Source organism: Prescottella sp. GW823-FHT02E09 (assembly GCF_058797375.1).
The window spans coordinates 430,438-454,063 of sequence record NZ_JBXAJP010000003.1; the positions used below are offsets into that span (position 1 = coordinate 430,438).

Here is a 23,626-nt window from a genome sequence, read left to right on the forward strand (position 1 = left end):
GGCTTTCGTCACTCGGACATCGATCAGATGACGACACCCACCGTGACGGGCTCCGGTTCGAGGCGCACCCCGAACGCGGTCTCGACACCGTCCCGGACAGTTCGGGCAAGGTCGACGAGGTCACCCGTGCCGGCATGCCCGCGGTTCGTCAGCGCCAGGGTGTGCTTGGTGGACAGGCGAACCCGCGACTCGGCGCCGGGGTAACCCTTGCCGAACCCGGCACGCTCGATGAGCCAACCCGCAGACAGCTTGGTCCGTTCGGTGCCGGCCTCCCCGGGGAACTGCGGGATGCGCACGTCCGCACCGACCTTCGCCCGGATCGCAGCGAGGATCGTGGGCAGGCTCACGTCCGGCACCACCGGATTGGTGAAGAACGACCCCGCGCTCCACGTGTCGTGGTCGTCGGCGTCGAGCACCATTCCCTTGCCGCGCCGCAGGCCGAGGACCACGTCGCGCACCTCGGCGGTGGGCCGTCGCTCCCCTTCCACGGCGCCGAGGGCGGACGCCAGTTCCCGGTAGGCGAGCGGTGCGCTCGAGCCGTCGGGCCGGACGGTCATCTCGACGGCGAGGACCAGTGCGTCGTCGCGGTGCTTGAGGATGCTGGTGCGGTACCCGAGCCCGAGCTCGGACGGCTCCACCCAGCGCACGTCGCCGGTGGTGCGATCGAGCAGTTGCACGCGTCGCAGCAGCGAGCCCACCTCGACGCCGTACGCGCCGACGTTCTGCACCGGGGTCGCCCCGGTCGAGCCGGGGATCCCGGACAGGCACTCGAGCCCGCCGAGGCCCGCGGCGACGGCCTTGGCGACGACGTCGTCCCACACGGCACCGGCCTGGGCGAGCACTGTCTCGTCACCGAGCTCCACCCCGGCGTCGGCGACGCGGACCACGACGCCGTCGAACCCGGCGTCGGCGATCACCAGGTTGGATCCGCCGCCCAGCACGAGCGTCGGCACCCGGGCGTCGTCGAGAGCACGGACGACGTCGACGAGGGTGCGGGTGGACGGGCATTCGGCCAGTACCGCGGCGGGGCCGCCGAGCCGCAGGGTCGTCAGGGTCGACAGCGGCACCTGCTCGGACAGCTGGGCGCCGGCGTCGACGAGGCGCCCCCGGATGAGTGGATCCAACACGTGCAAACGGTAGCGTGCCGTCCATGGCCCGACACATCGAGCATTCCGCGCAATACCCCCGGCCCGTCGCCACGGTGCACGCCGCACTCACCGACGAGGGCTACTGGCAGGCCCGCCTGCAGGAGGTCGGCGGGCCCGGCGCGAAGCTCGACAAGGTCACCGTCGGTGACGGCACCATCGACGTGGCGATGACGCAGGCCGTCCCCGCCGAACATCTGCCGTCCGTGGTCACCAAGATCCGTCCCGGTGACCTGATCATCATGCGCACCGAATCGTGGGGTGCGCTACAGGGCGACCGTGCCGTGGGCACCTTCTCCGCCGAGGTCGAGGGCGCACCCGGTCAGCTGCGCGGCACCATGACGCTCACCGCCGACGGCAGCGGATCGCTGCTGGTCATGGAGGGTGAGGTCGAGGTCAAGATGCCACTGATCGGCGGCAAGATCGAGTCGGTCATCGCCGGTCAGGTCCTCGAGCTCCTCGACGCCGAGGAGGACTTCACCGGGCAGTGGACGTCCTCGGTCGGGTAGCCGCTTTCTCCAACGGACCGGGCACCAGCCGGTAATCTGCCGGTCATGGCCCGTCGCATCGACTACTCCGCCAGGTTCGACCATCCGGCCGAACGGGTGTACGCCGCGCTGAGCAGCCCGGACTACTGGGAAGCGCGGATGGAAGAGATGCGCAAGTACGCCGACAACGCAGGAAACCTCGTCTCTCACGAGGTTCACGACGGCGGCATCGACCTGGTGCTGCATCACGTGCTGCCCCGCAAGGACCTGCCGGAGATCGCGCAGACCGTGCTGAAGAAGGACCTGATCATCACCCGCAAGGAGCGGTACACCCCGTTCGGTGACCCCGTGACCGGTACGTACGAGGCCTCCATTCCGGCCGGTCCGGGCAGCCTCACCGGGACCATCGAACTGTTCCGCACCGACACCGGCTGCACGCTGCGCACGTCGTCGGAGGCGAAGGTGTTCATCCCGTTCGTCGGCAGCAAGCTCGAACAGCTGATGCTGATCAACCTGGTCGACCTGTTCCGCACGGAGGCCGAAGTCACGGCATCCTGGCTCGCCCAGCAGTAACCCGCGTGCGCGAAGGAAAACCCGTCGGCGTCATCACCCGCGGCACCACAGGTATCAATCGGCTGCGTCGCAGCGACCGCTGGCTCGTGCACAGCCCCGCCGTCACGAAGATGCTGCGCGACGCCCCCGACCCGCTGGTCGTCGACCTCGGCTACGGCGCCATGCCGGTCACGACGTATGAGATGGCGTCCCGGCTGCGGACCGTGCGCCCCGACGTCCGCGTCGTCGGACTCGAGATCGACCCGGAGCGGGTGGTCGAGGGCCGGGACGGCGTGAGCTTCGCGCGCGGCGGCTTCGAGCTCGCCGGTCTGCGGCCCACCCTGATCCGGGCGTTCAACGTGCTGCGTCAGTATCCCGAGGACGCCGTCGACGAGGCGTGGGGCAGGCTGCGCTCAGGCCTCGCACCGGGCGGCCTGATCGTCGACGGCACGTGTGACGAACTCGGCCGGCGCTGCGCGTGGGTGCTCCTCGACCGCGACGGTCCGCGGTCACTGACGCTCGCCTGGGATCCGTTCGGTGTGGACCGGCCCAGCGACATCGCCGAGCGTCTACCCAAGGCGCTGATTCACCGCAACGTCCCCGGCGAACGAATCCACGACCTGCTCGTCACGGCCGACCGTGCCTGGTCGACCGCCGCGGGGCTGGCACCGTTCGGCCCGCGGGTGCGCTGGCGCGCGGCACTGCACCTGCTCACCGATCTCGGCGTCCCGGTCGCACCCCAGCGCCGCCGACTGCGGGACTGCGTCCTCACCGTGCCGTGGAGCTACGTCCGGCCCGGTCGGTGACGTGTACCGTTCACCCGCGGCTCACCCACTTCACCGATCACGAAATACGCAGACTTACAACGGAACTCACGAACGCCGGCCCACTACCGACACGACCCGAGCGCGTGCTCGATCCGCTCGGCGACCTGTTCGGGCCGGCCGTCGCATTCGGCCAGCAGACGCTCGGGGTCGATGCGGCCGATCGCGACGCCGTCGCTGACGACCTCGTCGAACAGGTCCTGTGCAATGCCGCCGGTCGCGAGGTCCAGTGCGGTGCACAGGGGGGTGGTGATGCCGAACGTCCCGGTCTGTTCGCAGTCCTCGGGTCGCAGTTCCCGGCGGTGCAGCGCGAGCCGACGGGTGGGTGCGGGCGCCGAACCCGTGGTCGACAGATGCACGAAGCTGGGGTGCAGGTGCCCGAGGCCGTGCAGTTCGGCGGCACTCTGATGCGAGACCACCGCGGCACCCTCGAACCACGCGCACCACTTGGCGTACTCCTCGAGGTCGGTGCGTGGGAATGAGGCGAGCCGGAACAGGTCCCGTTCGATCCGCAACCAGGACCCCTCGGCCAGGCGGCCGCCGATATCCTCGGCAGTGCAACCAAGACGCAGCGCCTGCCCGGTCGTGAAATACCCCGCTTGCCGGAGCGCAAGACGACGCAGATCCTCACCCGCCTCAGGGGTGGGTTCGCGCCGCGGATCTGTCCAGCCCGCCATGCAGCAACAGTACTGCGCCGGTGTGCAGCAGATCACAGTTTTGGCGATAGCCGGTGTCCATTCCGAGGCCCCATTCACAGAAACCGTTCAGAGTCTTCGGGGAGAATCCTTCCCATGTCGGCACCAGTGAACGCACCCCAGATGCCCACGGCCCCGAAGCCCAAGCGGCGCAAGGCGGTCCTGATCTCGCTGATCGTGGTCGCGGCGCTCGTCGTCGCGCTCGTCGGCGGTGAGCTCTTCCTGCGTCAGCGCGCGACCAGTTGCATGGAGTCCCAGTTCCAGAGCCAGCTCGGGTCCGAGGTGGACGTCGGCCTCAGCTGGAAGCCGGTGCTGCTGCAGATGACGGACAAGAACATTCCGTACGTGAAGATCGACAGCTCCGGCTCGTCGTTCGGCCCCGCGCAGGGCATGGAGGTGCACGCCCGCGCCAACGACATCAAGATCACTGACTCCCCCGACAGCAGTGGCACCATCGGCAGTTCTTCCGCGGATGTCACGTGGTCCACCGACGGGATCCTCGCGACCGTGCAGTCGCAGTCGCTGGGCAACCTGGTGAGCTCGGTGACCCCGGACCCGGCGGCCGGAACCCTGAAGTTCGCGGTCGGGCCGGCGGGTCTGGCCGACCTGACGGTGCGTCCGACGGTGCAGAACGGCGAGGTGGTCGTCGAGACGGTGGGCGCGGCAATCCTGGGACTCGGCCTGCCGACGGCGCTCGTGGACGGCATCGTGCAGACGCTGACGGACAGCCTGCAGCAGTACCCGCTGGGCATGGCCCCGACGTCGCTGACCGTCACGGACAACTCCGTCGACCTGGACCTCGAGGGCGGTCAGTACGTGATGCCGCCGCAGGACCCGAACGCGCAGAGCGGCTGCAGCCTGCTCTGACGTCCGGTCAGGACTGGTCCGGCAGCCCGTCGAGTACGGCGCGGGTGCCGGACAGTCCCAGCCGGGTGGCGCCGGCCTCGATCATCGCGAGCGCCGCGTCGGCGGTGCGGATGCCACCGCTGGCCTTGACTCCGAGCCGACCTCCGACGGTCTCGGCCATCAGGCGCACCGCCTCGATGCTCGCACCGCCCGCGGGGTGGAACCCGGTGGACGTCTTGACGAAGTCGGCGCCCGCCAGTTCGGCGGCCCGGCAGCATTCGACGATCGCCTCGCCCGACAGCGCGGCCGATTCGATGATCACCTTCAGCACCGGCCCGGAGCCGATCGCCTCGCGCACGGTGAGGATGTCGGCCAGCACCGCGTTGTACTCGGCGGCCACGGCGGCCCCGATGTCGATCACCATGTCGACCTCCGCGGCGCCCTGATCCACCGCGAGACGTGCCTCAGCCCCCTTGACGAGCGAATGATGTTTGCCGGAGGGGAATCCGACGACCGTCGCGACCGCCGGTCCGCCCTCGCTGCGCAGCGGCAGCATCGACGGCGACACGCACACCGCGTACACGCCCAGTTCGCTCGCCTCCGCGACCAACGCCCGGACATCGGCGTCGGATGCCTCCGGTTTGAGCAGGGTGTGGTCGACCAGGGCGGCGACTCGGGACCGGCTGAGCGCGATGTCGGACATGCCTCGAAGCTTGGCACAGCTCGCTAGCATCGGAACTATGGCAGGCCTGTCCGCCGAGTATCCCGAGGAGATTGCCGCGACCTTCGACGCGGCCGCCGCCGACTTCGACCTGGTGGCCGCCGATGTGTGGGGTCCGGCGGGTCAGGCGCTGGTGTTCCAGGCCCGACTCCGCCCGGGGGATGCGGTCCTCGACGTCGGCAGCGGCACCGGCGCCTCCGCGCTGCCCGCGGCCCTCGCCGTCGGCCCCACCGGACTGGTCCATGCGGTCGACCTGTCCGACGAGATGCTCGAGCGCGGTCGGGTGAAGGCGTCGGACCGGGCACTGCTCAACATCGAGTTCGTGTGCGCCGACGCCACCACGTGGGAGCCGCCCAGCACCGTCCCCGACGCCGGCTACGACGCCCTGCTCAGCTCCTATGCGGTGTTCTTCCTGCCCGAGATGGATCAGGCGTTCGCGCGACTGTGCCGACTGGTGCGGCCCGGGGGCACCGTCGGCGTCACCGCCTGGCAGGACACGGCCCTGCGCGAGTACGCGACGACGTTCCTCGACGCGCTCGGACCGTACCTGCCCGAGCCGCTGCCGGACCGGACCCACGAGATGGAGCCGGCGCAGCGGATCGACAGCACCGACAAGCTGGGCGCGTGGCTCGCCGACGCGGGGACCGAGGCCGTCGAGGTGCGGACGCTGTCGAACCTGATCCCGGCGGCCGAGGAGTTCTGTTGGAACTTCGTGCTGGGCAGCGGTTTACGCGCAACACTGAAGCATCTGGCGCCCGGCGATGTCGACCGGGTGCGCCGCGACTTCGTGAGCCTGATCACCGACCGGGGCCTGCACACCGTGGACGCCACGACACTGGTCGGCACGGCGAAGGTCGTCGGGTTTCCCTGACCTGAGAGACTGGGCGTATGAGTTCAGCTGCCTCGACCGACGACCGTCGTTACGTCCTGTCTCTGGGTTGCCCCGACCGCACCGGCATCGTGGCCCGCATCTCCGCGTTCCTCGCCGAGATCGGCGGCTGGATCGTCGAGGCCGCGTACCACGCGGACGCGGACACCGGTTGGTTCTTCACCCGGCAGGCGGTTCGGGCCTCGTCGATCGACCTGAACCTCGAGGAGATGCGCGAGAAGTTCGCGGCGGTGGCCGCCGAGCTGGGACCCGAGACCGAGTGGACGCTCACCGACACCGGCGAGCGCAAGCGCGTCGTGCTGCTGGTCAGCAAGGAGGGCCACTGCCTGCACGACATCCTCGGCCGCGTCGCCGCCGGGGAGCTGCAGTGCGAGATCGCCGCCGTGATCGGCAACCACCCGGACCTCGAGCGGGTCACCAAGCGCCACGGCGTCGACTTCCACCACGTGTCGTTCCCGAAGGAACCGGCCGAACGCGGTCCCGCGTTCGAACAGGTCCGCAAGCTGGTCGACGCGCACGACCCGCACGCGGTGGTGCTGGCCCGCTTCATGCAGGTACTGCCGGCCGAGCTGTGCGACCACTGGGCCGGACGGGCGATCAACATCCATCACAGCTTCCTGCCGTCGTTCGTCGGCGCCCGCCCGTACCACCAGGCGTTCACGCGCGGTGTGAAGCTGATCGGCGCCACATGCCACTACGTGACGGCGGAACTGGACGCCGGCCCCATCATCGAGCAGGACGTCATTCGCGTCGATCACACCGACGAGGTGGCGGACATGGTGCGCCAGGGCCGCGACATCGAGAAGCTGGTTCTCGCTCGCGGCCTGCGGTGGCACCTGGAGGACCGCGTCCAGGTGCACGGCCGCAAGACCGTCGTCTTCAGCTGACGACGGCGGCTACGCGAGCCTGCGCAGGCGCTCGACCTCGGCGTTGAAGTCGTCGACAGCCTCGACCGACGTCATGTGACCGATGCCCTTGAGCACGATCAGCCGGTCGAGGTGCTCGGCGTCGTCGAGGACCTGCGCCAGCCGGCGGGCGTGCGACGGCGGCGTGAGCCGGTCCGCGGTGCCCACCATGACCGTGGTCGGCACCGTGAGGTTCTTCAACCCGTCCTTGATGTCGAGTGTGCTCAGTGCCGCGCCCCAGCCGCCGCGGGTGCGGGGCTGACACTCCATGACGATGCGCTCGCAGAACGCCACCTCGGCGGGCGTCGCACCCGGGGCCATCGCGACGTACTTGATCGCGCGCGTGGTCGCCGGGGACACCGGCATCGGCACGGCCGATCCGAGCAGCGCGCGACCCACGGGCACCGGCACTCGCGGAAAGCGTTGCGGCAGTGGAATGACCGTGGTCTCGGCAACCAGACTGTCGGTGCCGGTGCTGGCCAGCAACACCGAGCTGGCGTACCGCTCCACCTGTTCGGGATACCTACCCGCCCACGCGACGATGCTCATGCCGCCCATGCTGTGCCCGACGATCTCGGCCTTGCGTCCGTCGCGCACCGTGGCGGCGAGGACGGCGGCCAGGTCGTCGGCGAGGACGTCGGGGCTCAGCGGATTCCGGCCGATGTCGCTGCGACCGTGGCCGCGCTGGTCGTAGGTGATGACGCGGTACTTCTCGGCGAGCGCGTTGATCTGCGGATTCCAGAAGTCGGCGGAACACGTCCAGCCGTGGCTGAGCACGATCGGATCGGCGTCGGGCGATCCGTAGGCCCGCACGTGCAACTCCGCACCGTCGGCGCTGGTGACCGGGATGATCTCGGGTTCGGTGCGCGGAGTGGCGAACAGCGCCGCCTCGTCTCCGGGATCGGCTGTCGCCGAAGCATTCCGGGCGCGCGCCGCGACGACGACACCACCCGCCAGTGCCACCGCTCCCGCGGCACCGATCGATGTCCACAGCGCCCTGTGCGACTTCCGTGCAGCCACTTCCACTCCCCTGTTCCTCTAGCCTGCCCGCGTCGTGTCCGACTCGGGCGCAACCTGTTCGAGCTGGCTCGCGGCCTTCGCGAGCGCTTTCGAGATCTGTTCCTCCATCGCCTCGGCGAACAGCGCGTGCACCGCGTCGTGCGCGAGGGGGCGCACCTGGTTCACCAGGGTCGCAACCTCCGAGACCGTCGCCGGGTCGAGGTCGAGCGTGCCGCCCTCGGGTGCGAGGTACCGGTCGGAGACCAGCTCGACGAACCGGGCCGCGACGTCACCGAGATCGCGGCGGACCGCCTCGGTCTGTTCGAGGATCTCGGCGAGCGGGATCCCGGCGTCGACGAGAACCTGGGCGGCCTCCATGAGCCGCGGATTGGCGACGGAGTATTCCTTGCCGGCCTTCGCGAGCACACCCAGCTGGGTGCCGAGCGCAATGTTGGCCTCGGTGGTCTGGTCGCCGAACATCCGGCGCAGTTCCGACACCGTCAGCTTCGCGGCTCTGCGGTACTTCTTCCACCGCCCGCCCGGGTCGTCGGTCTCGAGGACGTCGCGCACCTGCAGCCCGTACTGGGCGGCGGTGAGCAGTTCACTGATGGTTGCGAACGTGTATCCGCGGTCGAGCATGCGGCCGATGAGATTGAGCCGCGCCAAGTGCGACTCGTTGTACCAGCCGGCGCGCCCCTCCCTGCGTGGCGGCGGCAGCAGCCCACGATCCTGGTAGACCCGCACATTCCGCACACTGACACCGGCCTCGCGAGCGAGGTCGTCGATGCGGTATTCCTTCATGTTCCGCCTTCCCCACTGGGACCGCGACGGCGTCAGCGGTTCCGGCGCGGTCGACGGTGTGGGAAATTCTATCGTGGTGAGCGTGGGCACTAGATGACGTGCGCTCGGCGCAGCAACGCTTTCGACGGGCCACCGATCAGCCCGCACTCGTCGAGGAACTCGATCGTCTTGCGGGAGCCCTCGCGGATCATCTCGTGGTAGTGGACGTTGTTCCTCGCCGCGCGGGTGGCTTCCTCCACGTCGAGCCCGGCGGCCGCGTAGACCTGCTCGTTCACCAGGCACGTGACGATGAAGTAGGCCGTCGCACCCAGCACCAGACGCTGGTAGGCGAGCTTGGGTCGCGACAGCGCCTTCACCCGACGCACGGTCTCCTCGCGCGCGAACTTGATGTGCCGAGCCTCCTCGAGGACGTGGATCTTGCTGACGGTCCGGGTGATCGGCTGCACCCGCTCGTCCTTCATGAAGTCGCGCTGCATCATGTCGAGGATCTCCTCGGCGAACAGCGTGCCGCCGTACGCGAGCGACCCCGAGGCCGTCGACTTGAACAGCCGCGCGGCGTTGCGGATCCACCGCTTCGGCCGGTACGACGGGACACCGAACCGCTGCGCCGAGCGCGCGAACATCGTGGAGTGACGGCACTCGTCGGCGATCTCGTTGAGCGCGAACTGCACGTGTGGGGTGGACGGATCGTGCGAGTAGATGTCGCGCAGCAGCATTTGCATGAGGATCATCTCGAACCAGATCCCGGTGCCGGCGACACTCGCGGCCTCGTGCTGGGTGAGGGTGATCCTCTGCTGCTCGGTCATCCGCTCCCACAATTCGGTGCCGTACAGGCTGCACCACTCGGGCGTCATGCCGTACAGATCGTCGGGAATCGGCGCCTCCCAGTCGACCTCCACGAGCGGGTCGTACGACTTGCGGGCGGCCGACGCGAGCAGACGCGCCGCGGTGTCCTGCCGATCCCCGACGCGCATGTGACGAGACTGCGGGGCCGCGACGGACTCCCGGTGGTGAGTGATCGACATCGTCAACTCCTGCTCGATCCGGTGATCGCGCTGGTCGCGTTCACGCAGGTCATACGCTGGAAAATGAAGCGGGACACGCCCGAATCCGGGCACGAATCGACGATAACACTGTCACAATGAGCATTGTCAAGGTTTATCTGTAACTGTTCGTCAACAGATGGTTTCCCGGGCGGTTCGCCAGGGGGCTCAGGAGTCCGAATCTGCTACCAGCGGGGTCCGCGCTGGATGTCGTCGACGCGCGGGCGGACGTCGACGAGGTACACGCAGATGGCGACCACGCCGATGAGCCCGAGCATGTTGACCGGGCCGAACAGGAAGACCACGAGCAGTGCCGCCACCAGGATGCCGAGCCAGATCGGCTTGCTCAGCTTGTCCACCGCAGTGAACGCATCCTTGCGCTGCCGCGCCGCATGGAAGATCGCGAAGGCGGCCCCCGCCAAGGCAACCAGCTTCAGCGCGAACAGGATCAGACCGATGAGACCGCCAGCGATAGACACGGGTCCATTCTACGGAGCCGTCGAATGATGTGACTCGAAGAACCCGGCCGAAGCCGAACGCGACAGCCGCCCGCATCCGGGCCCGAGCCGACGACGAACCCGGGGCGCCTCGACGGAGGCGCCCCGGGTTCGTCTCTGCAGCTGTCCGGCGGGCGCGACGGCACCCGGGGGAAGTGTCAGTTCGTGGTCTTCTTCGCGGGAGCCTTCTTCGCGGCCGGGGCCTTCGTCGCGGCGGCAGTCGGGGTGGTCTTGGCCGGCGCAGGCTTGGGAGCCGCGGCCTTGGCGGGTGCGGCCTTCTTCACCGCGGGTGCGGCCGGGGCCTTCTTCGCGGGGGCCGGGGTCGTCTTCGGCGCTGCGGCCTCGACCCGCTCGGCGGCTGCCTCCGACGTGGCCTCGGCGCGCTCGCCCGCACCCACGACGCGGCTGGCGACGGAGTCGCCGGTCTCGGACAGGCGTTCGGCGACGCTGTCGCTCGTCTCCGACAGCACCACGGCGGCCTCGTCGGCGGCGTCGCTGATGCGGCCCGCCGCGCGGCCGGCAAGCTTGGCGGCCTGCTCACCGAGTTCGCGCGTCTGACGCGCCACGGTGCCGAGCGCTTCCTCGGTCAGTTCCACGGCGTCGCCGAACACGGCCTCGGCGCGCTCCAACTGCTCCTCGACGGCCGGCTGCTTACGGATGCGGTCGACGGCTTCCTCACCGCGCTCGGCAAGGGAGGCGTACAGATCGGAGGCAACCTTCAGGTACGCCTCGGCGACCTTGCGCAGCTCCTCGGCGGTGAAACGCTCACGCAGCTCGGCAAGCTCCTCGGGCAGCTCGGACGGCAGCGCCGCGAGGCGCTCACGCAGCTGCTCGACACCCTCGGACACCTCGCCCGGCAGGTTGGCCCAGCGCTCGCGGGCCTCCTCGACGCGCTCGGAGACGTCGGTGTTGGTGTTCTCGGCGCGCGAACGCACCTGGGACACGACGTCGGCGACGGCCTGGACCACGAGGTCACCGGTGCCGACGGCGGCGTAGAACGGGGTCTTCACGTTTTCGATGATCTTCGGATCAGTCATTCTCGGATCTCCTGTCGAGTGGATCTGCGATCTCGTGCTCTTCTTCGTCCGAGGAGTCGGCCTGACCGGCGGGTTCGGACTGTTTCGGGTCGTTCTCGCGACAGAACGACTCGTAGATCTCGAGGAGCACCTGCTTCTGCCGCTCGGTGATGGCACCGTCGGCCAGCAGGGCGTCCCGGACCGGGCTGTGGGGGCGTTGTTCGAGGAATCCGGCCTGCATGTACAGGACCTCGGACGACACCCGCAAACCCTTCGCGATCTGAGCGAGGACGTCGGCGGAGGGCTTGCGCAGCCCGCGTTCGATCTGACTCAGATAGGGATTGCTGACGCCGGCGAGCTGTGCGAGCTGACGTAAGGACACCTGTGCCGCTTCCCGCTGCGAACGGATGAAACTTCCGATGTCCTGTGCGGCGCTGCTGACAACGCTTGCAGCACCACCCTTGTCGTCGGGCTCGTCGACCATCAGTACTCCCTGTTCTGTGCGCAAATCCCACGGTAGAACAGGGTGCTAACAATTGCAAGCACTTTGTTAGCACTTGGGTGGCAAGGTGACGGAGGGCGCCCGATCAGCCGAACATGAGCTGGGAGATCGTGTAGATCGCCAGGCCCGCGAGCGCGCCGACGACGGTGCCGTTGATGCGGATGAACTGCAGATCCCGACCGACCTGCAGCTCGATCTTGCGACTCGCCTCCTCGGCGTCCCACCGCTGCACGGTCTCGGTGATGACCGCGGTGATCTCGTCGGTGTAGTTCTCGGCGACGTACCGGGTGCCGGACAGCAGCCAGCCGTCGACCTTGGCACGCAGCGTCGCGTCGTCGCGCAGTCGCTCACCCAGGCTCGCGACGTTCTCGGCGACCTTGCGGCGCAGCGTGCTGTCGGGGTCGTCGACGGACTCCATGATGAGCCGCTTGGCCACCCGCCAGGTCGCGGCGGCCAGCCCGGTGATCTCCTCGCGGCCCATGATCTCGGCCTTGATCGACTCGGCCTTCGCGATGGTGGCGGGGTCGTTCTGCAGATCGTCCGCGAAGTCGATCAGGAAGCGGTTGGCCGCCAGCCGCACCTCGTGCTCGGGGTTGGACCGGACCTTCCAGGTGAACTCGACGAGTTCGCGATAGATCTTCTCGCCGAGCATCGAATCGACGAACTTGGGCGACCACGACGGCGAATCCCGGCTGATGATCCGGTCGATCGTCTCCTGACTGTTCAACGCCCACTGGTGTGCGCGCTCGGCCAGCAGGTCCAGCAGCGGCATCTGCCGGTTCTCGCGCAGCAACTCGGCGAGGACCTTGCCGATCGGCGGCCCCCAGTCGGGCTCGGCGATCCGTCGGACGATGGTGTTGTCGATGATCGCAGTGACGTCCTCGTCCTTGAGGACCTCGACGACGCCGCGCAGCAGCGTCGCGGTTTCGGCCGCCACGCGCTGCGCGTGCGCGGGCTCGGCCATCCACGTACCGACCCGCAGCGGGATCTGCGCGTTCGCGACCTTCGCCGACACCACCTCGGGAGCGAGGAAGTTGTCGCCGACGAAGTTGCTGAGACTCTCGCCCAGTTGGTCCTTCTTCCGCTTGATGATCGCGGTGTGCGGAATCTTCAGGCCCAGCGGATGCCGGAACAGCGCGGTCACCGCGAACCAGTCGGCGAGCGCACCGACCATGCCCGCCTCCGACGCCGCCCGGACGTACCCGACCCACGCGCCCGCGCCGCGGCTCTCCTGCCATCGACAGAAGAGGTAGACGACGGTCGCGAACACCAGGAATCCGGTCGCGACCGCCTTCATCTTCCGAAGGTCGCGACGCTTGGTCTCGTCGTCGAAGACGCCGGCGAACGTGGACGCGGACGACGGCACCGGCCGCGGCCGCTTCTCGGACGGAAGCGGGGCCGGGGGCGACTGCACGGGTTGCACTGGCTGCACACTCGTCATTGTGCCGAAATCCGGGGTCGCACCGCCGAGATAGACGTCACTCCGACTCGGTCCGCCCACTAAGCTGACCTTCTGGATCAACCCCGAACGGATGTGGCGAACCCCAGTGCCGAAGCAAAGCGCAGATCTGCAGACAACCGAAGACACCGTCGCCAAGAGCGAGAAGCCCGACGGCCGCAAGCGCCGTTGGCGCGAGCACAAGATCGCGCGCCGCGAGGAACTCGTCGACGGCACGATCGCGGCGATCCGCTCCCGGGGCCGCGACATCGGCATGGACGACATCGCGTCGGAGATCGGTGTCTCGAAGACGGTGCTGTACCGCTACTTCACCGACAAGAACGACCTCACCAGCGCGACCATGATGCGGTACGTCGAGACGATTCTCGCGCCGCGCATGTACGAGGCGATCGGCGAGGACCTCGACGAGTACGACCTGACCCGGGTCGCGATCTCGGCCTACGTCGAGACGGTCGCCGCGGACCCCGACGTCTACCTGTACGTGATGGCCAACAGCGCGGGGCCCAATCGTGACGTGGTCGCCGACTCCGAGCGGATGATCGCAGAACTGCTGGCGACGGTGCTCGGCGAGCGCCTGCGGAGCATGGACATGGACTCCGGGGGATCGGTGCCGTGGGCGTACGGCGTGGTGGGTGCCGTCCAGCTCGCAACGCACTGGTGGATCTCGAACAAGTCGATGTCGACGGACGACCTCATCGACTACCTGGTGATGATGACGTGGGGCGGCATGGCGGGCATCGCGGCGTCCAACGGATCGCCGGCACGGTTCAAGGCGGTGCCGCACCCGCTGCGCGAGGAACCGGCCTCGACCGACTGATCAGGTCTTGTGTTACCGGCGGTAACAAGTACCCTGGCAGTGTGACCGACTTCACCGATCCGCACGACGAGCACCACGACGACGAGCCCGACGGCTACCGGGGCCCCGCCCAGGTCACCGTCGGTGAGCATCGTCCGGTCATCGTCGATGTCGAGCTCTCGGGCAATTTCGAGCCCATCAGCGGTCGGTTCGTGTGGCGCGGGCGCGTCCGCGAACTGACGGCCGCGCTCGGCGGCGACGTCGCCGTGCCCGTCGGGACGGAACTGACGATCGCCACCGCGGACGGCACCGGCGTCGCCACGGTCAGCAACATGGATCTGTGGGGCAGCCACATGGTCGACGGCCTGACCAGGCCCCCGTTCCCCGTCATGGAGGACACCGAGGGGCTGCTCTAGTGTGACCTGTTGCACTCGGGCACAGCACCCGCCGGGGCATCCGTTCCGCCGTCGCTTCTCGCATCCGGAGGTCTGCGTTGACCGACAAGGTTCCCACGTCCCGCCTCGTGCGGGGATCGAAGCTAGGCCAGGTCGCCGCCGGTCGCGCCATCCGCAACGCCGGCACCCGGGTGTCGATGGTCGGCCGGTCCGAGGAGGTCCGCGCGCGTCTGGCCGAGAAGTCCGCGATCGCGGCCGCGGACCAGCTCGTCACGGTTCTCGGGAGCATGAAGGGCGTGGCGATGAAGCTGGGCCAGATGCTGTCGATCCTCGATCTCGACCTCGTTCCCGAGGAACACCGGGAGGAGTTCCAGCGCAAGTTCGCGGCACTGCGGGATCAGGCGCCGACGACATCGTTCGAGACGATGCGCGACGTGATCGAAGCCGACTACGGGCGCCCCCTCGGTGACGTCTTCGCGGAGTTCGATCCCGAGGCCGTGGCGGCCGCGTCGATCGGTCAGGTCTACCGCGCCCGGCTGCACGACGGCCGCGACGTCGCGGTCAAGGTGCAGTACCCGGGCATCGACGCTGCGATCCGCGCGGACATGAAGAACCTGACGATGTTCCTCAAGATCTGGAAGTCGACGGTTCCGACGTTGTCGACGCCCGCACTGCTGAACGAGTTGCGGCTGAACTTCGAGGGCGAACTGGACTACGAGCGCGAGGCGCTCACCCAGCGCAAGATCGCGCAGCTGTACGCGAACCATCCGTTCATCGCGGTTCCGGACAGCGTTCCCGAGCTGAGTAGCCGCCGCGTGCTGGTGAGTGAGTTCTTCCGTGGCACCGGCTTCGCCGACATCCGCACGCTCCCCCAGCCGGAGCGGAACCGAATCGGCGAGATCATCTTTCGGTTCTACATCGGCTCGCTGTACCGCTACCACGAGTTCTGCGGTGACCCGCATCCCGGGAACGTCCTCCTCGGGGACGACGGGCGGGTGGGCTTCGTCGACTTCGGGCTGTTCAACAGCATGGACGCCGAGCACGTCGAGTTCGAGAGGAAGTGCCTCCGCGCCGCGACCGAAGGCCGCAAGAACGATCTCCACGCGCTGATGGTGCGGCGCGGCGTCATCTCCCCCTCCGCCGAGGTGACACCGGACGAGTGCCTCGACTACGTCTACGCCGCCGCGGAGTGGAACCTGGTGGACGCCGACATCGCGATCACTCCGGAGATGGCGAGCACGGGATTCCTCCTGGCGATCGACCCGCGCGCGTCGGAGTTCTCGGGCATGAAGAGTCAGAACCTGCCGCCCGAGCACCTGTTCTCGAGGCGGGCCGATTTCCTCACGTTCGGGGTCCTGGGTCAACTCGACGCGAGCGCCAACTGGCACCGCATCGGCCGGGAATGGGTGTACGACGACCCGGCCGCCACCGAACTCGGCGCGGCCGAGGACCGGTGGCGACGCGACCACTGAATCCGGCCCCGGCGGCACCGGTTGTGGCACAGTTCGGTTCATGGGAGCGGACTCGCACAGCGCACTGTGGACCACACCGGCCGGCGAGGCGCTGCGCGCCGGCCCGCACACGAAGGTCTCGAAGATCGACCCCAAGGCCACCCCCGGCTTCAGCGGCAACAAGGCCGACGGCGAACGGATGCTCGAGGAGCGCGGCGCGGTGCTGTCCGCGTTGCAGGAGAAGCTGTACGCCAACGGCCGCTCCGGCGACAAGCGTTCGGTGCTGCTGATCCTGCAGGGCATGGACACCGCAGGCAAGGGCGGCATGGTCCGGCACGTGATCGGCCATGTCGATCCGCAGGGCGTCGACCATGCCGCGTTCGGGGTGCCGACGCCGGAGGAGAAGCGGCACCACTACCTGTGGCGGATCAACAAGGCCCTCCCCCGGGGCGGCCAGTTGGGTGTGTTCGACCGTTCCCACTACGAGGACGTCCTGGTGGTCCGGGTGCACGACCTCGTGCCTCCGGAGGTGTGGCGTGGCCGCTACGACGAGATCAACCAGTTCGAGCGTGAACTGGTCTACAGCGGTACGACGTTGGTGAAGGTGGCCATGTTCGTCTCGCTCGACGAGCAGAAGGCACGGCTCGCCGAGCGGCTCGAGCGTCGCGACAAGTACTGGAAGTACAACCCGGGCGACGTCACCGAGCGCGCGCTGTGGCCGCAGTATCAAGAGGCGTATCAGGCGATGTTGGACAAGACGTCCACCGAGCACGCGCCGTGGTACGTCGTGCCCTGTGATCGCAAGTGGTACAGCCGAATCGCGGTGACGGAACTGCTGATCGACGCGCTCTCCCGCCTCGACCTGGACTGGCCCGAGGCGGAGTTCGACATCGACGTCGAGAAGGACCGCCTGGCGCGCTCCTGAGCGACCGCTACAGCATGTGCGGCGTGCTGTGGTGCACCTTGTGGTCGTGGTGGGTCACGCCGCCGAAGATCGCCGCGGATCCTGCGAGCGACATGAAGCTGACCAGCCCGGCGATCAGAGCCCATCCCCCGAATCCGCCGCCGGCGGCAGCGAGGAACAGTCCCAGCGTGGCGATGCCGACCAGGGCCAGTCCGTAACCGGCCCACCCTGCGAAGTCGTTCAGAGTCATCTGATGCTCCCTCCTCGATGTCGGGCGTCGAGGTCCTGTGACCCGAAACTACGCCGCATCGAGGAGGGGCGCGAGAAACCGACCGGTCGACGCCGCTCCCGAATCGACCCGCCGCCCGCGCGATCGCGTCCGCGGGAGGTCAGGACGGGCGCAGCACCATCCCGAGTGGCCGGGGCCGGCCCTGCCGACGTCGGAGCGCGCGGCGGATGCGCGCGTCGATCACCGCCGGGTTCGACAGGTCGCGCCACGTCCACCGGGCAACCTCCCAGCCGGTGTCGCGGATCGAGTCCTCCCGCTGCTTCTCCGCGAACACCACGTCGCCTGGGCTCTGACCCTCTCGAAGGTATTTGCCGTACTTGATCTTTCCGTCGAACTCGCCCACCACACCGGCGTCGGCGAAGAGGAAGTCGACGCGGCCGAGGAACTTCCCGCCGACGTCCAGCAGCGGCGCCTGCAGTTCGGGCGGGTCGAATCCGAGTGCGGCCAGCGCGACGCGACTGCGTGATTCGCCGACGCTCTCACTGCGCCCGTCGAGGAAGGCCAGTGCCCGTCGCGCTGCGGGATGGCCGGGCCGGCGCTCCGCGTAGGCCAGTGCGTCGGCGACGGCCACAACCGGCAGGCCGGTCGCACGCAGTCCCGCGTCGCCGACAGCGACGGCAGCCTCGAACGGCACGGTCCGGCACAGGTCGGCCACAGTCCGCGCGACCGAGGTGACGGCGATTCCGTCGCACCGCACCACATCCGCTGCCGGGAGCGGTACAGGATGCGAGTGTAGGTGCCGAGTGCGCTTGCCGCCGCCGGATCTGTCGCGGGTGACGTGAACACGATCGAGAGGCAGCGCCCACACCGGCCATCCGTGCAGCACGGCCGCGGACTGATGACTGACGACAGCATCGGCGCTCACCCCGGGCAGTGTCGCTCGGATCAATTCGCGGTGGACCTCGACCGCGTCGAGCGCGGCGAGCATGTCGCCGCTCAGATAGGTCCCCGGCCGCAGACGCCGCAGACCCCCGCTGCGACACGTGGCCCGGAGTTCGCCGTCGGTGTAGCCGCGAGCAAGCGCGTCGCGCCGGCGCAGCACGGTCGGTATCGGTTCGCTCATGCCCAGATCCTGACCGGCGACTCTCTGCGCCCCGCGCGGAAATCGCGGTCCACAACGGTCCCTGTGGACAACGTCGGGCTGTGGACAACTGCTCCCGCTCCCGAATGACCCGCCGCCCGCGCGATCGCGTCCGCGGGGGCCATTTCGGGAGCGGGACAGCCCGTCCGACGCGTCAGAAGGTAGCCGCGTCGATCACGAAGCGGTATCGCACGTCGCTGGCCACCACGCGGTCGAAGGCCTCGTTGATCTTGTCGGCCGAGATCACCTCGACCTCCGCGCCGATGCCGTGCTCGGCGCAGAAGTTCAGCATCTCCTGCGTCTGCGGGATGCCGCCGACCAGCGAGCCGGCGAGGCTGCGCCGGTTCTCGAGCAGCGAGAAGCCTCGCACGCTGATCGGCTTCTCCGGCAGACCCAGTTCGACGAGGGTGCCGTTCACCGCGAGCATCGACAGGTAGCGGTCCATGTCGAGGTTGACCGAGACGGTGTTGAGGATCAGGTCGAACCGTCCGCGCAGCGCCTTGAACGTCTCCTTCTCGGCGGTCGCGTAGTAGTGGTCGGCGCCGAAGCGCAGTCCGTCGTCCTTCTTGCTCAGCGACTGGCTGAGCACGGTCACCTCGGCACCCATCGCGTGCGCGATCTTGACGCCCACGTGCCCGAGTCCGCCCATGCCGACGATCGCGACCTTCCTGCCGGGACCGGCACCCCAGTGCGCGAGCGGCGAGTACAGCGTGATGCCGGCGCACAGCAGCGGTGCCGCGACGTCGAGCGCAAGGCCGTCGGGGATCGACAGCACGAACTCCTCGTTCACGACGACGTGTGTGGAATATCCACCGGCCGTCCGCTTTCCGTCGCGACCGACGGTGTTGTAGGTGCCGATGACGCCGTTCTCGCAGTACTGCTCCTCGCCGGCCTCACAGCTGGCGCAGCTGCGGCACGAGTCGACGAAGCAGCCGACGCCGACGCGGTCACCGACGGCGTGCCGGGTCACCTCGGAACCGACCTCGGTGACGATGCCGGCGATCTCGTGGCCCGGCACGACCGGATAGCTGGTCCCGCCCCACTCGTTGCGCGCGGTGTGGATGTCGGAGTGGCAGATGCCCGCGTACTTGATCTCGACGAGTACGTCGTGCGGGCCGACGTCACGACGGTCGATGGTGGTCTTCCCGAGGGGCGAGTCGGCAGAGTTCGCGGCGTAGGCGGAGACGGTGAGCATGCGTACATGCCTACCCGCTGCCGGGGACGGACACCCAACGACCGCCTCCGGAAATCCACTGACCAGCGCGGATGCCCGGGGACCAATTCGACCGAAACGCCCCACACGCGCCTTCCGTCTGTCTAGCATCTCCACAACTGAACAGTTGTCCACATCCTGCCCGAGAGTTTTCTCCCCCGACGTGAACCGAGGGATCGAATGTGTAAACCTGGCTCAGCGTTCGCGGCGGCCGTCGCGGCGTGCGCGCTCTTCCTCACTTCGGCCGGCACCGCCACCGCGCAACCACCGTCGACACCTCTCACGGCGCTGCAGGCCGCGGGGAAGCAGCTCGTCGACGGCCACGGGCGCACGGTCCTGCTGCACGGTGTCAACAACGTCGACAAGGATCCGCCGTACCTGCCCGCGGGTGCGACGCTCACCACCGGAGACGTCGACATTCTCGTCGAGCACGGTTTCAACACCGTCCGACTCGGAACGTCGTTCGACGCGTTGATGCCCCAGCGCGGGCAGATCGACGAGGCATACCTCGACAGGATCACCGGGGTCGTCGACACCCTCACCTCCCGCGGCATCTACGTGCTGCTCGACAACCATCAGGACGGCCTGTCGAAGGTGTGGGGCGGCAACGGCTTCCCCGCGTGGTCGATCGAATCCCGTCCTGCCGCATGGGAACCGAATCCCGGCTTCCCCCTCTACAACCTGATGCCGAGCATGAACGTGGGCTGGGACGAGGTCTGGAACAACACCCACGGTGCGCTGGACTACCTCGGCACCGCGCTCGGTGCGCTGGCAGCCCGCGTGGAGGGAAAGCCCGGAGTGATGGGCATCGAACTCATGAACGAGCCCTGGCCCGGTTCACCCTTCCTGACGTGCTTCCCCAACGGCTGCCCCGACTTCGACCGCAAGTACCAGGGCGCGATGCAGAAGCTGACGGACGCCGTCCGCGCGGAGAACCCGTCGATTCCCGTGTACTGGGAACCGAACGTCACGTGGAACCAGATGATGCCGTCGAACCTGTTCAACCCGCCTGTGACACCAGCTGTCGCCGGCCCCGACACGGTCTTCGCGCCGCACGACTACTGCATCCCCAGCCAGCTCGCGATCTACCTCGGGCTTCCCCAAGCCTTACGCGCCCTGTGCGTTCCGCAGCAGGATCTCACGTGGTCCAACATCGACGCGGTCACCGAACGCGCGAACATCCCCACCGTGGTGACCGAGTTCGGCGACGGCGATCCGACCGTGCTGAAGAACACCCTGGCGCGCGCCGACGAACGGTTCATCGGCTGGCAGTACTGGCATTTCGGGGCCGGGAACGTCACCGATCCGTTCCTCGGCGACGCCGGCCGGCAGCTCGTCCGCACCTACCCGCAGGCCACAGCGGGCGACCCCGGCCGGATGATCTTCGACGCCGACAACGGCGACTTCGCCTACCGGTACACGCCGCGGGCGGCGACGCGGCCCACCGAGATCTACGTCTCCGACCTGCACTATCCCGACGGCTACGAGGTGCAGGTGGACGGCGGATCCGTCACATCCGCGGAGGGCGCCCGGATCGTGACCGTCGTGGCCACCGGCAACGAGCCGGTGACCGTGAAGATCAACCGACCCGGCTCACCGGGCGCGGAGGTCCCGGACGGCCCGATCAGCACGAGTTCGTCCGGCAGTTCCGGCAGTTCCGGCAGTTCCGGTAGCTCCGGCTCGCTGGGCAGCATCGGCGCGTCCAGCACCGGTTCACTCGGTAGTTCCGGGTCCTAGCCGCAGCCTCACCACCGAGAACACAGCGCACCGGGACCGGACCCGCAGACGGTCCGGCCCCGGTGCGCTGTTCGATCGGCGCGCCTACCCCTGCTCGGCACGCCGCCGCAAACGCCGAGCCGCTGCAACCAGGTTGCGTAGCGACGGCTCGAGCTGCCAGTAGTGGCGGGTCTTGAGCCCGCCGTCGGGGTTCGCCCACAGCCGGTCGGGGTCCACCGATTCGGCGGCCTCGGTGAGCAGGGCGTCGAGTTCGTCGATGTCGGGGATCCGTGCCGAACGGCTCTCGTACACACCGGGTCCGACGCCGTGCGTGAGCGCCTTCTCCTTGATCGCGTCGAGGACCCAGCCGATCGAACGCGTCGCCACGATCGCGGTGACGTCGGCGTCGAGCCGCTCGATCGCTTCCACGACGGACCGCTGGCCCGAGTACGTGAGGTGCGTGTGGATCTGGGTCTCCGGCTTGGCGCCGCCCGTCGCGAGACGGAACGCGTCGACCGCCCAGTCCAGGTACTCCTTGCGCCCGGTTTCCCGCAGCGGCAACAGTTCCCGGATGGCCGGCTCGTCGACCTGGATGATCGAGATGCCCGCGGCCTCGAGGTCGGCGATCTCGTCACGGATCGCGAGCGCCAACTGGTCGGCGGTCTCGTGCAGCGGCTGGTCCTGGCGCACGAACGAGCGCGCCAGCATCGTGACCGGACCGGTGAGCATGCCCTTGACCGGCTTGTCGGTGAGCGACTGCGCGTACGAGATCCACTCCACCGTCATCGGCTTCGGCCGACGGACGTCGCCGTACAGCACCGGCGGGCGGGTGCAGCGCGATCCGTACGCCTGCACCCAGCCGTTGTGGGTGAAGGCGTAGCCCTCGAGCAACTCGGCGAAGTACTGGATCATGTCGTTGCGTTCGTGCTCGCCGTGGACGAACACGTCCAGGCCGATGTCCTCCTGCAACGCGATGGTGCCGGCGATCTCGTCTTGAATGCGCTTGTAGTACTCGTCCCAGCCGAGACGCCCCTGACCCAGGTCGTAGCGGGCCTGGCGGATCGCGTCGGTCTGCGGGAACGAACCGAGTGTGGTCGCCGGCACCGGCGGCAGGTTCAGTCGAGCCTGCTGCGCGACGCGGCGCTCCTCGTACGGTGCGCGGACCCGGTGCGCCGGTGTGATCGCATTGACCCGCGCGCGGACCTCGTGCTTCTGCTTGAAGTGCACCGACGTCGGCTTCTTGCGCCAGCGGTCCGACGGCCCCTCGGTGAGCGCCTTGGCGAGCGAAACCACCTCGCCGACCTTCTGCTTCGCGAACGCGAGGCGGTCGGCGACGTCACCGGGCATGTCGTACTCCATGAGCACGTCGTACGGGACGTGCAACAGCGAGCAAGACGTCGACACGACGAGATCCGGGACGATGTCCTTGATCTGATTCAGGTAGGTCAGGGTGTTGAACCGGTCGACACGCCACACGTTGCGGCCGTCGACGATGCCGGCGTAGATCCGCTTGCGCCTGATTCCGGGAATCTTCGCGAGTTCCTCGGCGGTGATGCGGCCGTTGATCAGGTCCAGACCCAGTGCCTCGACGGGAGTGGCGGCCAGGATCGGCAGCGCGTCGCCGAGGTGTCCGTACGGTCCGGTGACGAGGATGCGGGGACGCAGCGGGGCGTGCGCGAGACTCTCGTAGGCGCGGCCGAGCGCCGCCAGCTCCTCGGGGCTGCGGTCCTCGGTGAAGCACGGCTCGTCCAACTGGACGCACGTCGCGCCGGCCTTGGCCAACTGAGCGAACAGCTTCTCGTATTCCGGGAGCAGCTTGTCGAGTAGATCGAGGGTGGTGAACCCGTCCTCGGTGGATCCGGGCGCGATCTTCGACAGCAGCAGCAGCGAAACGGGCCCGAGCACCACAGGTCGCAGCTCGATACCGAGCGCCTTGGCCCGCTCGAACTCGTCGAGCAGTGTCTCCGAATGCAATTCGAACGTGGTGCGCTCGTCCAGCTCGGGCTGGCGGTAGTGGTAGTTGGTGCCGAAGAACCGGACCAGCTCGAGCGGCGGGAAGTCGGGCCGGCCGCGAGCCATCGTGAAGTAGAAGTCGAGTGGGTCGAGCTCACCCTGCAGCGGGGTGAAACGCTCGGGGACCGCGCCGAACAGCAGCGCGTTGTCGAGCACGTGGTCGTAGTACGAGAACGTGTTGCCGGGGACCTGTGTGAGTCCGGTGGCGGCCAGCTCGCTCCAGGTCTGCTCCTGCAGTTCCCGTGCGACGGAGACGAGTTCGTCCTTGGTTCCGGTGCCGTGCCAGTAGGCCTCGAGGGCCCGCTTGAGTTCGCGACGGGGCCCGATGCGGGGGTATCCGAGGACGCTGGATCCGTACCCGGCGGTGTTTGCGGCGGACATGCGGA

General features: G+C 68.4%; 25 protein-coding genes. 11 read left to right on the forward strand and 14 right to left on the reverse strand.

What is annotated here, in order from left to right; genetic code table 11:
* Positions 1-23: 23 nt before the first annotated feature.
* Positions 24-1,079, reverse strand: coding sequence for a UDP-N-acetylmuramate dehydrogenase (locus AC1RIF_RS09730; protein WP_492601352.1), 1,056 nt, complete (start codon positions 1,077-1,079; stop codon positions 24-26).
* Between the two features lie 71 nt (positions 1,080-1,150).
* On the opposite strand from AC1RIF_RS09730, the gene AC1RIF_RS09735 reads away from it, so the two are divergent.
* The 3 genes from AC1RIF_RS09735 to AC1RIF_RS09745 are packed head-to-tail and all read left to right on the forward strand — an operon-like array spanning position 1,151 to position 2,991.
* The gene (locus AC1RIF_RS09735; protein WP_492601145.1) at positions 1,151-1,654 is read left to right on the forward strand and encodes a DUF2505 domain-containing protein; all 504 of its coding nucleotides are present in this window, start codon (positions 1,151-1,153) and stop codon (positions 1,652-1,654) included.
* Between the two features lie 45 nt (positions 1,655-1,699).
* The gene (locus AC1RIF_RS09740) at positions 1,700-2,206 is read left to right on the forward strand and encodes a DUF2505 domain-containing protein (RefSeq protein WP_492601146.1); all 507 of its coding nucleotides are present in this window, start codon (positions 1,700-1,702) and stop codon (positions 2,204-2,206) included.
* A gap of 5 nt (positions 2,207-2,211) precedes the next feature.
* Complete coding sequence (locus AC1RIF_RS09745) at positions 2,212-2,991, forward strand: class I SAM-dependent methyltransferase (RefSeq protein WP_492601147.1); 780 nt, start codon at positions 2,212-2,214, stop codon at positions 2,989-2,991.
* A gap of 83 nt (positions 2,992-3,074) precedes the next feature.
* On the opposite strand, the gene AC1RIF_RS09750 is transcribed toward AC1RIF_RS09745, so the two are convergent.
* On the reverse strand, positions 3,075-3,686 hold the full coding sequence (locus tag AC1RIF_RS09750; RefSeq protein WP_492601148.1) for a type IV toxin-antitoxin system AbiEi family antitoxin domain-containing protein: 612 nt from the start codon (positions 3,684-3,686) through the stop codon (positions 3,075-3,077).
* Positions 3,687-3,827: 141 nt separating this feature from the next.
* On the opposite strand from AC1RIF_RS09750, the gene AC1RIF_RS09755 reads away from it, so the two are divergent.
* Positions 3,828-4,571 carry an LmeA family phospholipid-binding protein gene (locus AC1RIF_RS09755; protein WP_492601353.1) on the forward strand — a complete coding sequence of 248 codons (744 nt, stop codon included), beginning with the start codon at positions 3,828-3,830 and terminating at the stop codon, positions 4,569-4,571.
* A 7-nt stretch (positions 4,572-4,578) separates the two neighbouring features.
* Here AC1RIF_RS09755 and deoC read toward each other — a convergent pair whose 3' ends face one another.
* The gene (deoC, locus tag AC1RIF_RS09760; RefSeq protein WP_492601149.1) at positions 4,579-5,253 is read right to left on the reverse strand and encodes a deoxyribose-phosphate aldolase; all 675 of its coding nucleotides are present in this window, start codon (positions 5,251-5,253) and stop codon (positions 4,579-4,581) included.
* Positions 5,254-5,290: 37 nt separating this feature from the next.
* On the opposite strand from deoC, the gene AC1RIF_RS09765 reads away from it, so the two are divergent.
* Positions 5,291-6,142 carry a class I SAM-dependent methyltransferase gene (locus tag AC1RIF_RS09765; protein WP_492601150.1) on the forward strand — a complete coding sequence of 284 codons (852 nt, stop codon included), beginning with the start codon at positions 5,291-5,293 and terminating at the stop codon, positions 6,140-6,142.
* Positions 6,143-6,159: 17 nt separating this feature from the next.
* Complete coding sequence (gene purU, locus AC1RIF_RS09770) at positions 6,160-7,047, forward strand: formyltetrahydrofolate deformylase (RefSeq protein WP_492601151.1); 888 nt, start codon at positions 6,160-6,162, stop codon at positions 7,045-7,047.
* 9 nt (positions 7,048-7,056) lie between these two features.
* Here the strand turns inward: purU and AC1RIF_RS09775 are convergent, their stop codons facing one another.
* The 7 genes from AC1RIF_RS09775 to AC1RIF_RS09805 form a co-directional block, all read right to left on the reverse strand.
* Complete coding sequence (locus AC1RIF_RS09775; protein ID WP_492601152.1) at positions 7,057-8,091, reverse strand: alpha/beta fold hydrolase; 1,035 nt, start codon at positions 8,089-8,091, stop codon at positions 7,057-7,059.
* Between the two features lie 12 nt (positions 8,092-8,103).
* Complete coding sequence (locus tag AC1RIF_RS09780) at positions 8,104-8,865, reverse strand: MerR family transcriptional regulator (protein WP_492601153.1); 762 nt, start codon at positions 8,863-8,865, stop codon at positions 8,104-8,106.
* Positions 8,866-8,954: 89 nt separating this feature from the next.
* Positions 8,955-9,890: an AurF N-oxygenase family protein gene (locus AC1RIF_RS09785; protein WP_492601154.1), complete on the reverse strand. Its 936-nt coding sequence runs from the start codon at positions 9,888-9,890 to the stop codon at positions 8,955-8,957.
* A gap of 203 nt (positions 9,891-10,093) precedes the next feature.
* Positions 10,094-10,387 carry a DUF2516 family protein gene (locus AC1RIF_RS09790; protein WP_492601155.1) on the reverse strand — a complete coding sequence of 98 codons (294 nt, stop codon included), beginning with the start codon at positions 10,385-10,387 and terminating at the stop codon, positions 10,094-10,096.
* 176 nt (positions 10,388-10,563) lie between these two features.
* Complete coding sequence (locus AC1RIF_RS09795; RefSeq protein ID WP_492601156.1) at positions 10,564-11,442, reverse strand: heparin-binding hemagglutinin; 879 nt, start codon at positions 11,440-11,442, stop codon at positions 10,564-10,566.
* A complete protein-coding gene (locus AC1RIF_RS09800; protein WP_492601157.1) occupies positions 11,435-11,905 on the reverse strand; it encodes a helix-turn-helix domain-containing protein in 471 nt (156 codons plus the stop codon). The genes AC1RIF_RS09795 and AC1RIF_RS09800 overlap by 8 nt, the downstream gene beginning before the upstream one ends.
* Positions 11,906-12,008: 103 nt before the next feature.
* Positions 12,009-13,220, reverse strand: a complete 1,212-nt coding sequence (locus AC1RIF_RS09805) for a DUF445 domain-containing protein (protein WP_492601354.1) — start codon at positions 13,218-13,220, stop codon at positions 12,009-12,011.
* 235 nt (positions 13,221-13,455) lie between these two features.
* On the opposite strand from AC1RIF_RS09805, the gene AC1RIF_RS09810 reads away from it, so the two are divergent.
* The 4 genes from AC1RIF_RS09810 to AC1RIF_RS09825 all read left to right on the forward strand — a co-directional run bounded on the left by AC1RIF_RS09810 (position 13,456) and on the right by AC1RIF_RS09825 (position 16,949).
* On the forward strand, positions 13,456-14,199 hold the full coding sequence (locus AC1RIF_RS09810; RefSeq protein WP_492601158.1) for a TetR/AcrR family transcriptional regulator: 744 nt from the start codon (positions 13,456-13,458) through the stop codon (positions 14,197-14,199).
* A gap of 41 nt (positions 14,200-14,240) precedes the next feature.
* On the forward strand, positions 14,241-14,594 hold the full coding sequence (locus AC1RIF_RS09815) for a DUF4873 domain-containing protein (protein ID WP_492601159.1): 354 nt from the start codon (positions 14,241-14,243) through the stop codon (positions 14,592-14,594).
* Positions 14,595-14,671: 77 nt separating this feature from the next.
* On the forward strand, positions 14,672-16,045 hold the full coding sequence (locus AC1RIF_RS09820; RefSeq protein WP_492601160.1) for an ABC1 kinase family protein: 1,374 nt from the start codon (positions 14,672-14,674) through the stop codon (positions 16,043-16,045).
* Between the two features lie 40 nt (positions 16,046-16,085).
* Positions 16,086-16,949 (forward strand): polyphosphate kinase 2 family protein, encoded by an 864-nt coding sequence (locus AC1RIF_RS09825; RefSeq protein ID WP_492601161.1) that lies wholly within the window; start codon positions 16,086-16,088, stop codon positions 16,947-16,949.
* A 7-nt stretch (positions 16,950-16,956) separates the two neighbouring features.
* Here AC1RIF_RS09825 and AC1RIF_RS09830 read toward each other — a convergent pair whose 3' ends face one another.
* The 3 genes from AC1RIF_RS09830 to AC1RIF_RS09840 form a co-directional block, all read right to left on the reverse strand.
* Positions 16,957-17,178: a hypothetical protein gene (locus AC1RIF_RS09830; protein WP_492601162.1), complete on the reverse strand. Its 222-nt coding sequence runs from the start codon at positions 17,176-17,178 to the stop codon at positions 16,957-16,959.
* Positions 17,179-17,317: 139 nt separating this feature from the next.
* Positions 17,318-18,280: a hypothetical protein gene (locus AC1RIF_RS09835; RefSeq protein ID WP_492601163.1), complete on the reverse strand. Its 963-nt coding sequence runs from the start codon at positions 18,278-18,280 to the stop codon at positions 17,318-17,320.
* Positions 18,281-18,452: 172 nt separating this feature from the next.
* A complete protein-coding gene (locus tag AC1RIF_RS09840) occupies positions 18,453-19,493 on the reverse strand; it encodes an NAD(P)-dependent alcohol dehydrogenase (protein ID WP_492601164.1) in 1,041 nt (346 codons plus the stop codon).
* A gap of 198 nt (positions 19,494-19,691) precedes the next feature.
* Between AC1RIF_RS09840 and AC1RIF_RS09845 the strand changes: the two genes are divergently transcribed.
* Entirely contained in the window at positions 19,692-21,248 is a 1,557-nt protein-coding gene (locus AC1RIF_RS09845) for an endoglycoceramidase I (RefSeq protein ID WP_492601165.1), read from the forward strand.
* Positions 21,249-21,332: 84 nt separating this feature from the next.
* Here AC1RIF_RS09845 and metE read toward each other — a convergent pair whose 3' ends face one another.
* The gene (gene metE, locus AC1RIF_RS09850; protein ID WP_492601166.1) at positions 21,333-23,621 is read right to left on the reverse strand and encodes a 5-methyltetrahydropteroyltriglutamate--homocysteine S-methyltransferase; all 2,289 of its coding nucleotides are present in this window, start codon (positions 23,619-23,621) and stop codon (positions 21,333-21,335) included.
* Between the last annotated feature and the right edge of the window lie 5 nt (positions 23,622-23,626).

Bases quoted from the DNA above. Each gene is read 5' to 3' on its own strand.
- AC1RIF_RS09735 (WP_492601145.1), top strand. From the start codon at position 1,151: ATGGCCCGACACATCGAGCATTCCGCGCAATACCCCCGGCCCGTCGCC.
- AC1RIF_RS09740 (WP_492601146.1), top strand. From the start codon at position 1,700: ATGGCCCGTCGCATCGACTACTCCGCCAGGTTCGACCATCCGGCCGAA.
- AC1RIF_RS09750 (WP_492601148.1), bottom strand. From the start codon at position 3,686: ATGGCGGGCTGGACAGATCCGCGGCGCGAACCCACCCCTGAGGCGGGT.
- AC1RIF_RS09755 (WP_492601353.1), top strand. From the start codon at position 3,828: ATGCCCACGGCCCCGAAGCCCAAGCGGCGCAAGGCGGTCCTGATCTCG.
- deoC (WP_492601149.1), bottom strand. From the start codon at position 5,253: ATGTCCGACATCGCGCTCAGCCGGTCCCGAGTCGCCGCCCTGGTCGAC.
- AC1RIF_RS09765 (WP_492601150.1), top strand. From the start codon at position 5,291: ATGGCAGGCCTGTCCGCCGAGTATCCCGAGGAGATTGCCGCGACCTTC.
- purU (WP_492601151.1), top strand. From the start codon at position 6,160: ATGAGTTCAGCTGCCTCGACCGACGACCGTCGTTACGTCCTGTCTCTG.
- AC1RIF_RS09780 (WP_492601153.1), bottom strand. From the start codon at position 8,865: ATGAAGGAATACCGCATCGACGACCTCGCTCGCGAGGCCGGTGTCAGT.
- AC1RIF_RS09785 (WP_492601154.1), bottom strand. From the start codon at position 9,890: ATGTCGATCACTCACCACCGGGAGTCCGTCGCGGCCCCGCAGTCTCGT.
- AC1RIF_RS09795 (WP_492601156.1), bottom strand. From the start codon at position 11,442: ATGACTGATCCGAAGATCATCGAAAACGTGAAGACCCCGTTCTACGCC.
- AC1RIF_RS09800 (WP_492601157.1), bottom strand. From the start codon at position 11,905: ATGGTCGACGAGCCCGACGACAAGGGTGGTGCTGCAAGCGTTGTCAGC.
- AC1RIF_RS09805 (WP_492601354.1), bottom strand. From the start codon at position 13,220: ATGAAGGCGGTCGCGACCGGATTCCTGGTGTTCGCGACCGTCGTCTAC.
- AC1RIF_RS09810 (WP_492601158.1), top strand. From the start codon at position 13,456: ATGTGGCGAACCCCAGTGCCGAAGCAAAGCGCAGATCTGCAGACAACC.
- AC1RIF_RS09825 (WP_492601161.1), top strand. From the start codon at position 16,086: ATGGGAGCGGACTCGCACAGCGCACTGTGGACCACACCGGCCGGCGAG.
- AC1RIF_RS09830 (WP_492601162.1), bottom strand. From the start codon at position 17,178: ATGACTCTGAACGACTTCGCAGGGTGGGCCGGTTACGGACTGGCCCTG.
- AC1RIF_RS09835 (WP_492601163.1), bottom strand. From the start codon at position 18,280: ATGAGCGAACCGATACCGACCGTGCTGCGCCGGCGCGACGCGCTTGCT.
- AC1RIF_RS09840 (WP_492601164.1), bottom strand. From the start codon at position 19,493: ATGCTCACCGTCTCCGCCTACGCCGCGAACTCTGCCGACTCGCCCCTC.
- AC1RIF_RS09845 (WP_492601165.1), top strand. From the start codon at position 19,692: ATGTGTAAACCTGGCTCAGCGTTCGCGGCGGCCGTCGCGGCGTGCGCG.
- metE (WP_492601166.1), bottom strand. From the start codon at position 23,621: ATGTCCGCCGCAAACACCGCCGGGTACGGATCCAGCGTCCTCGGATAC.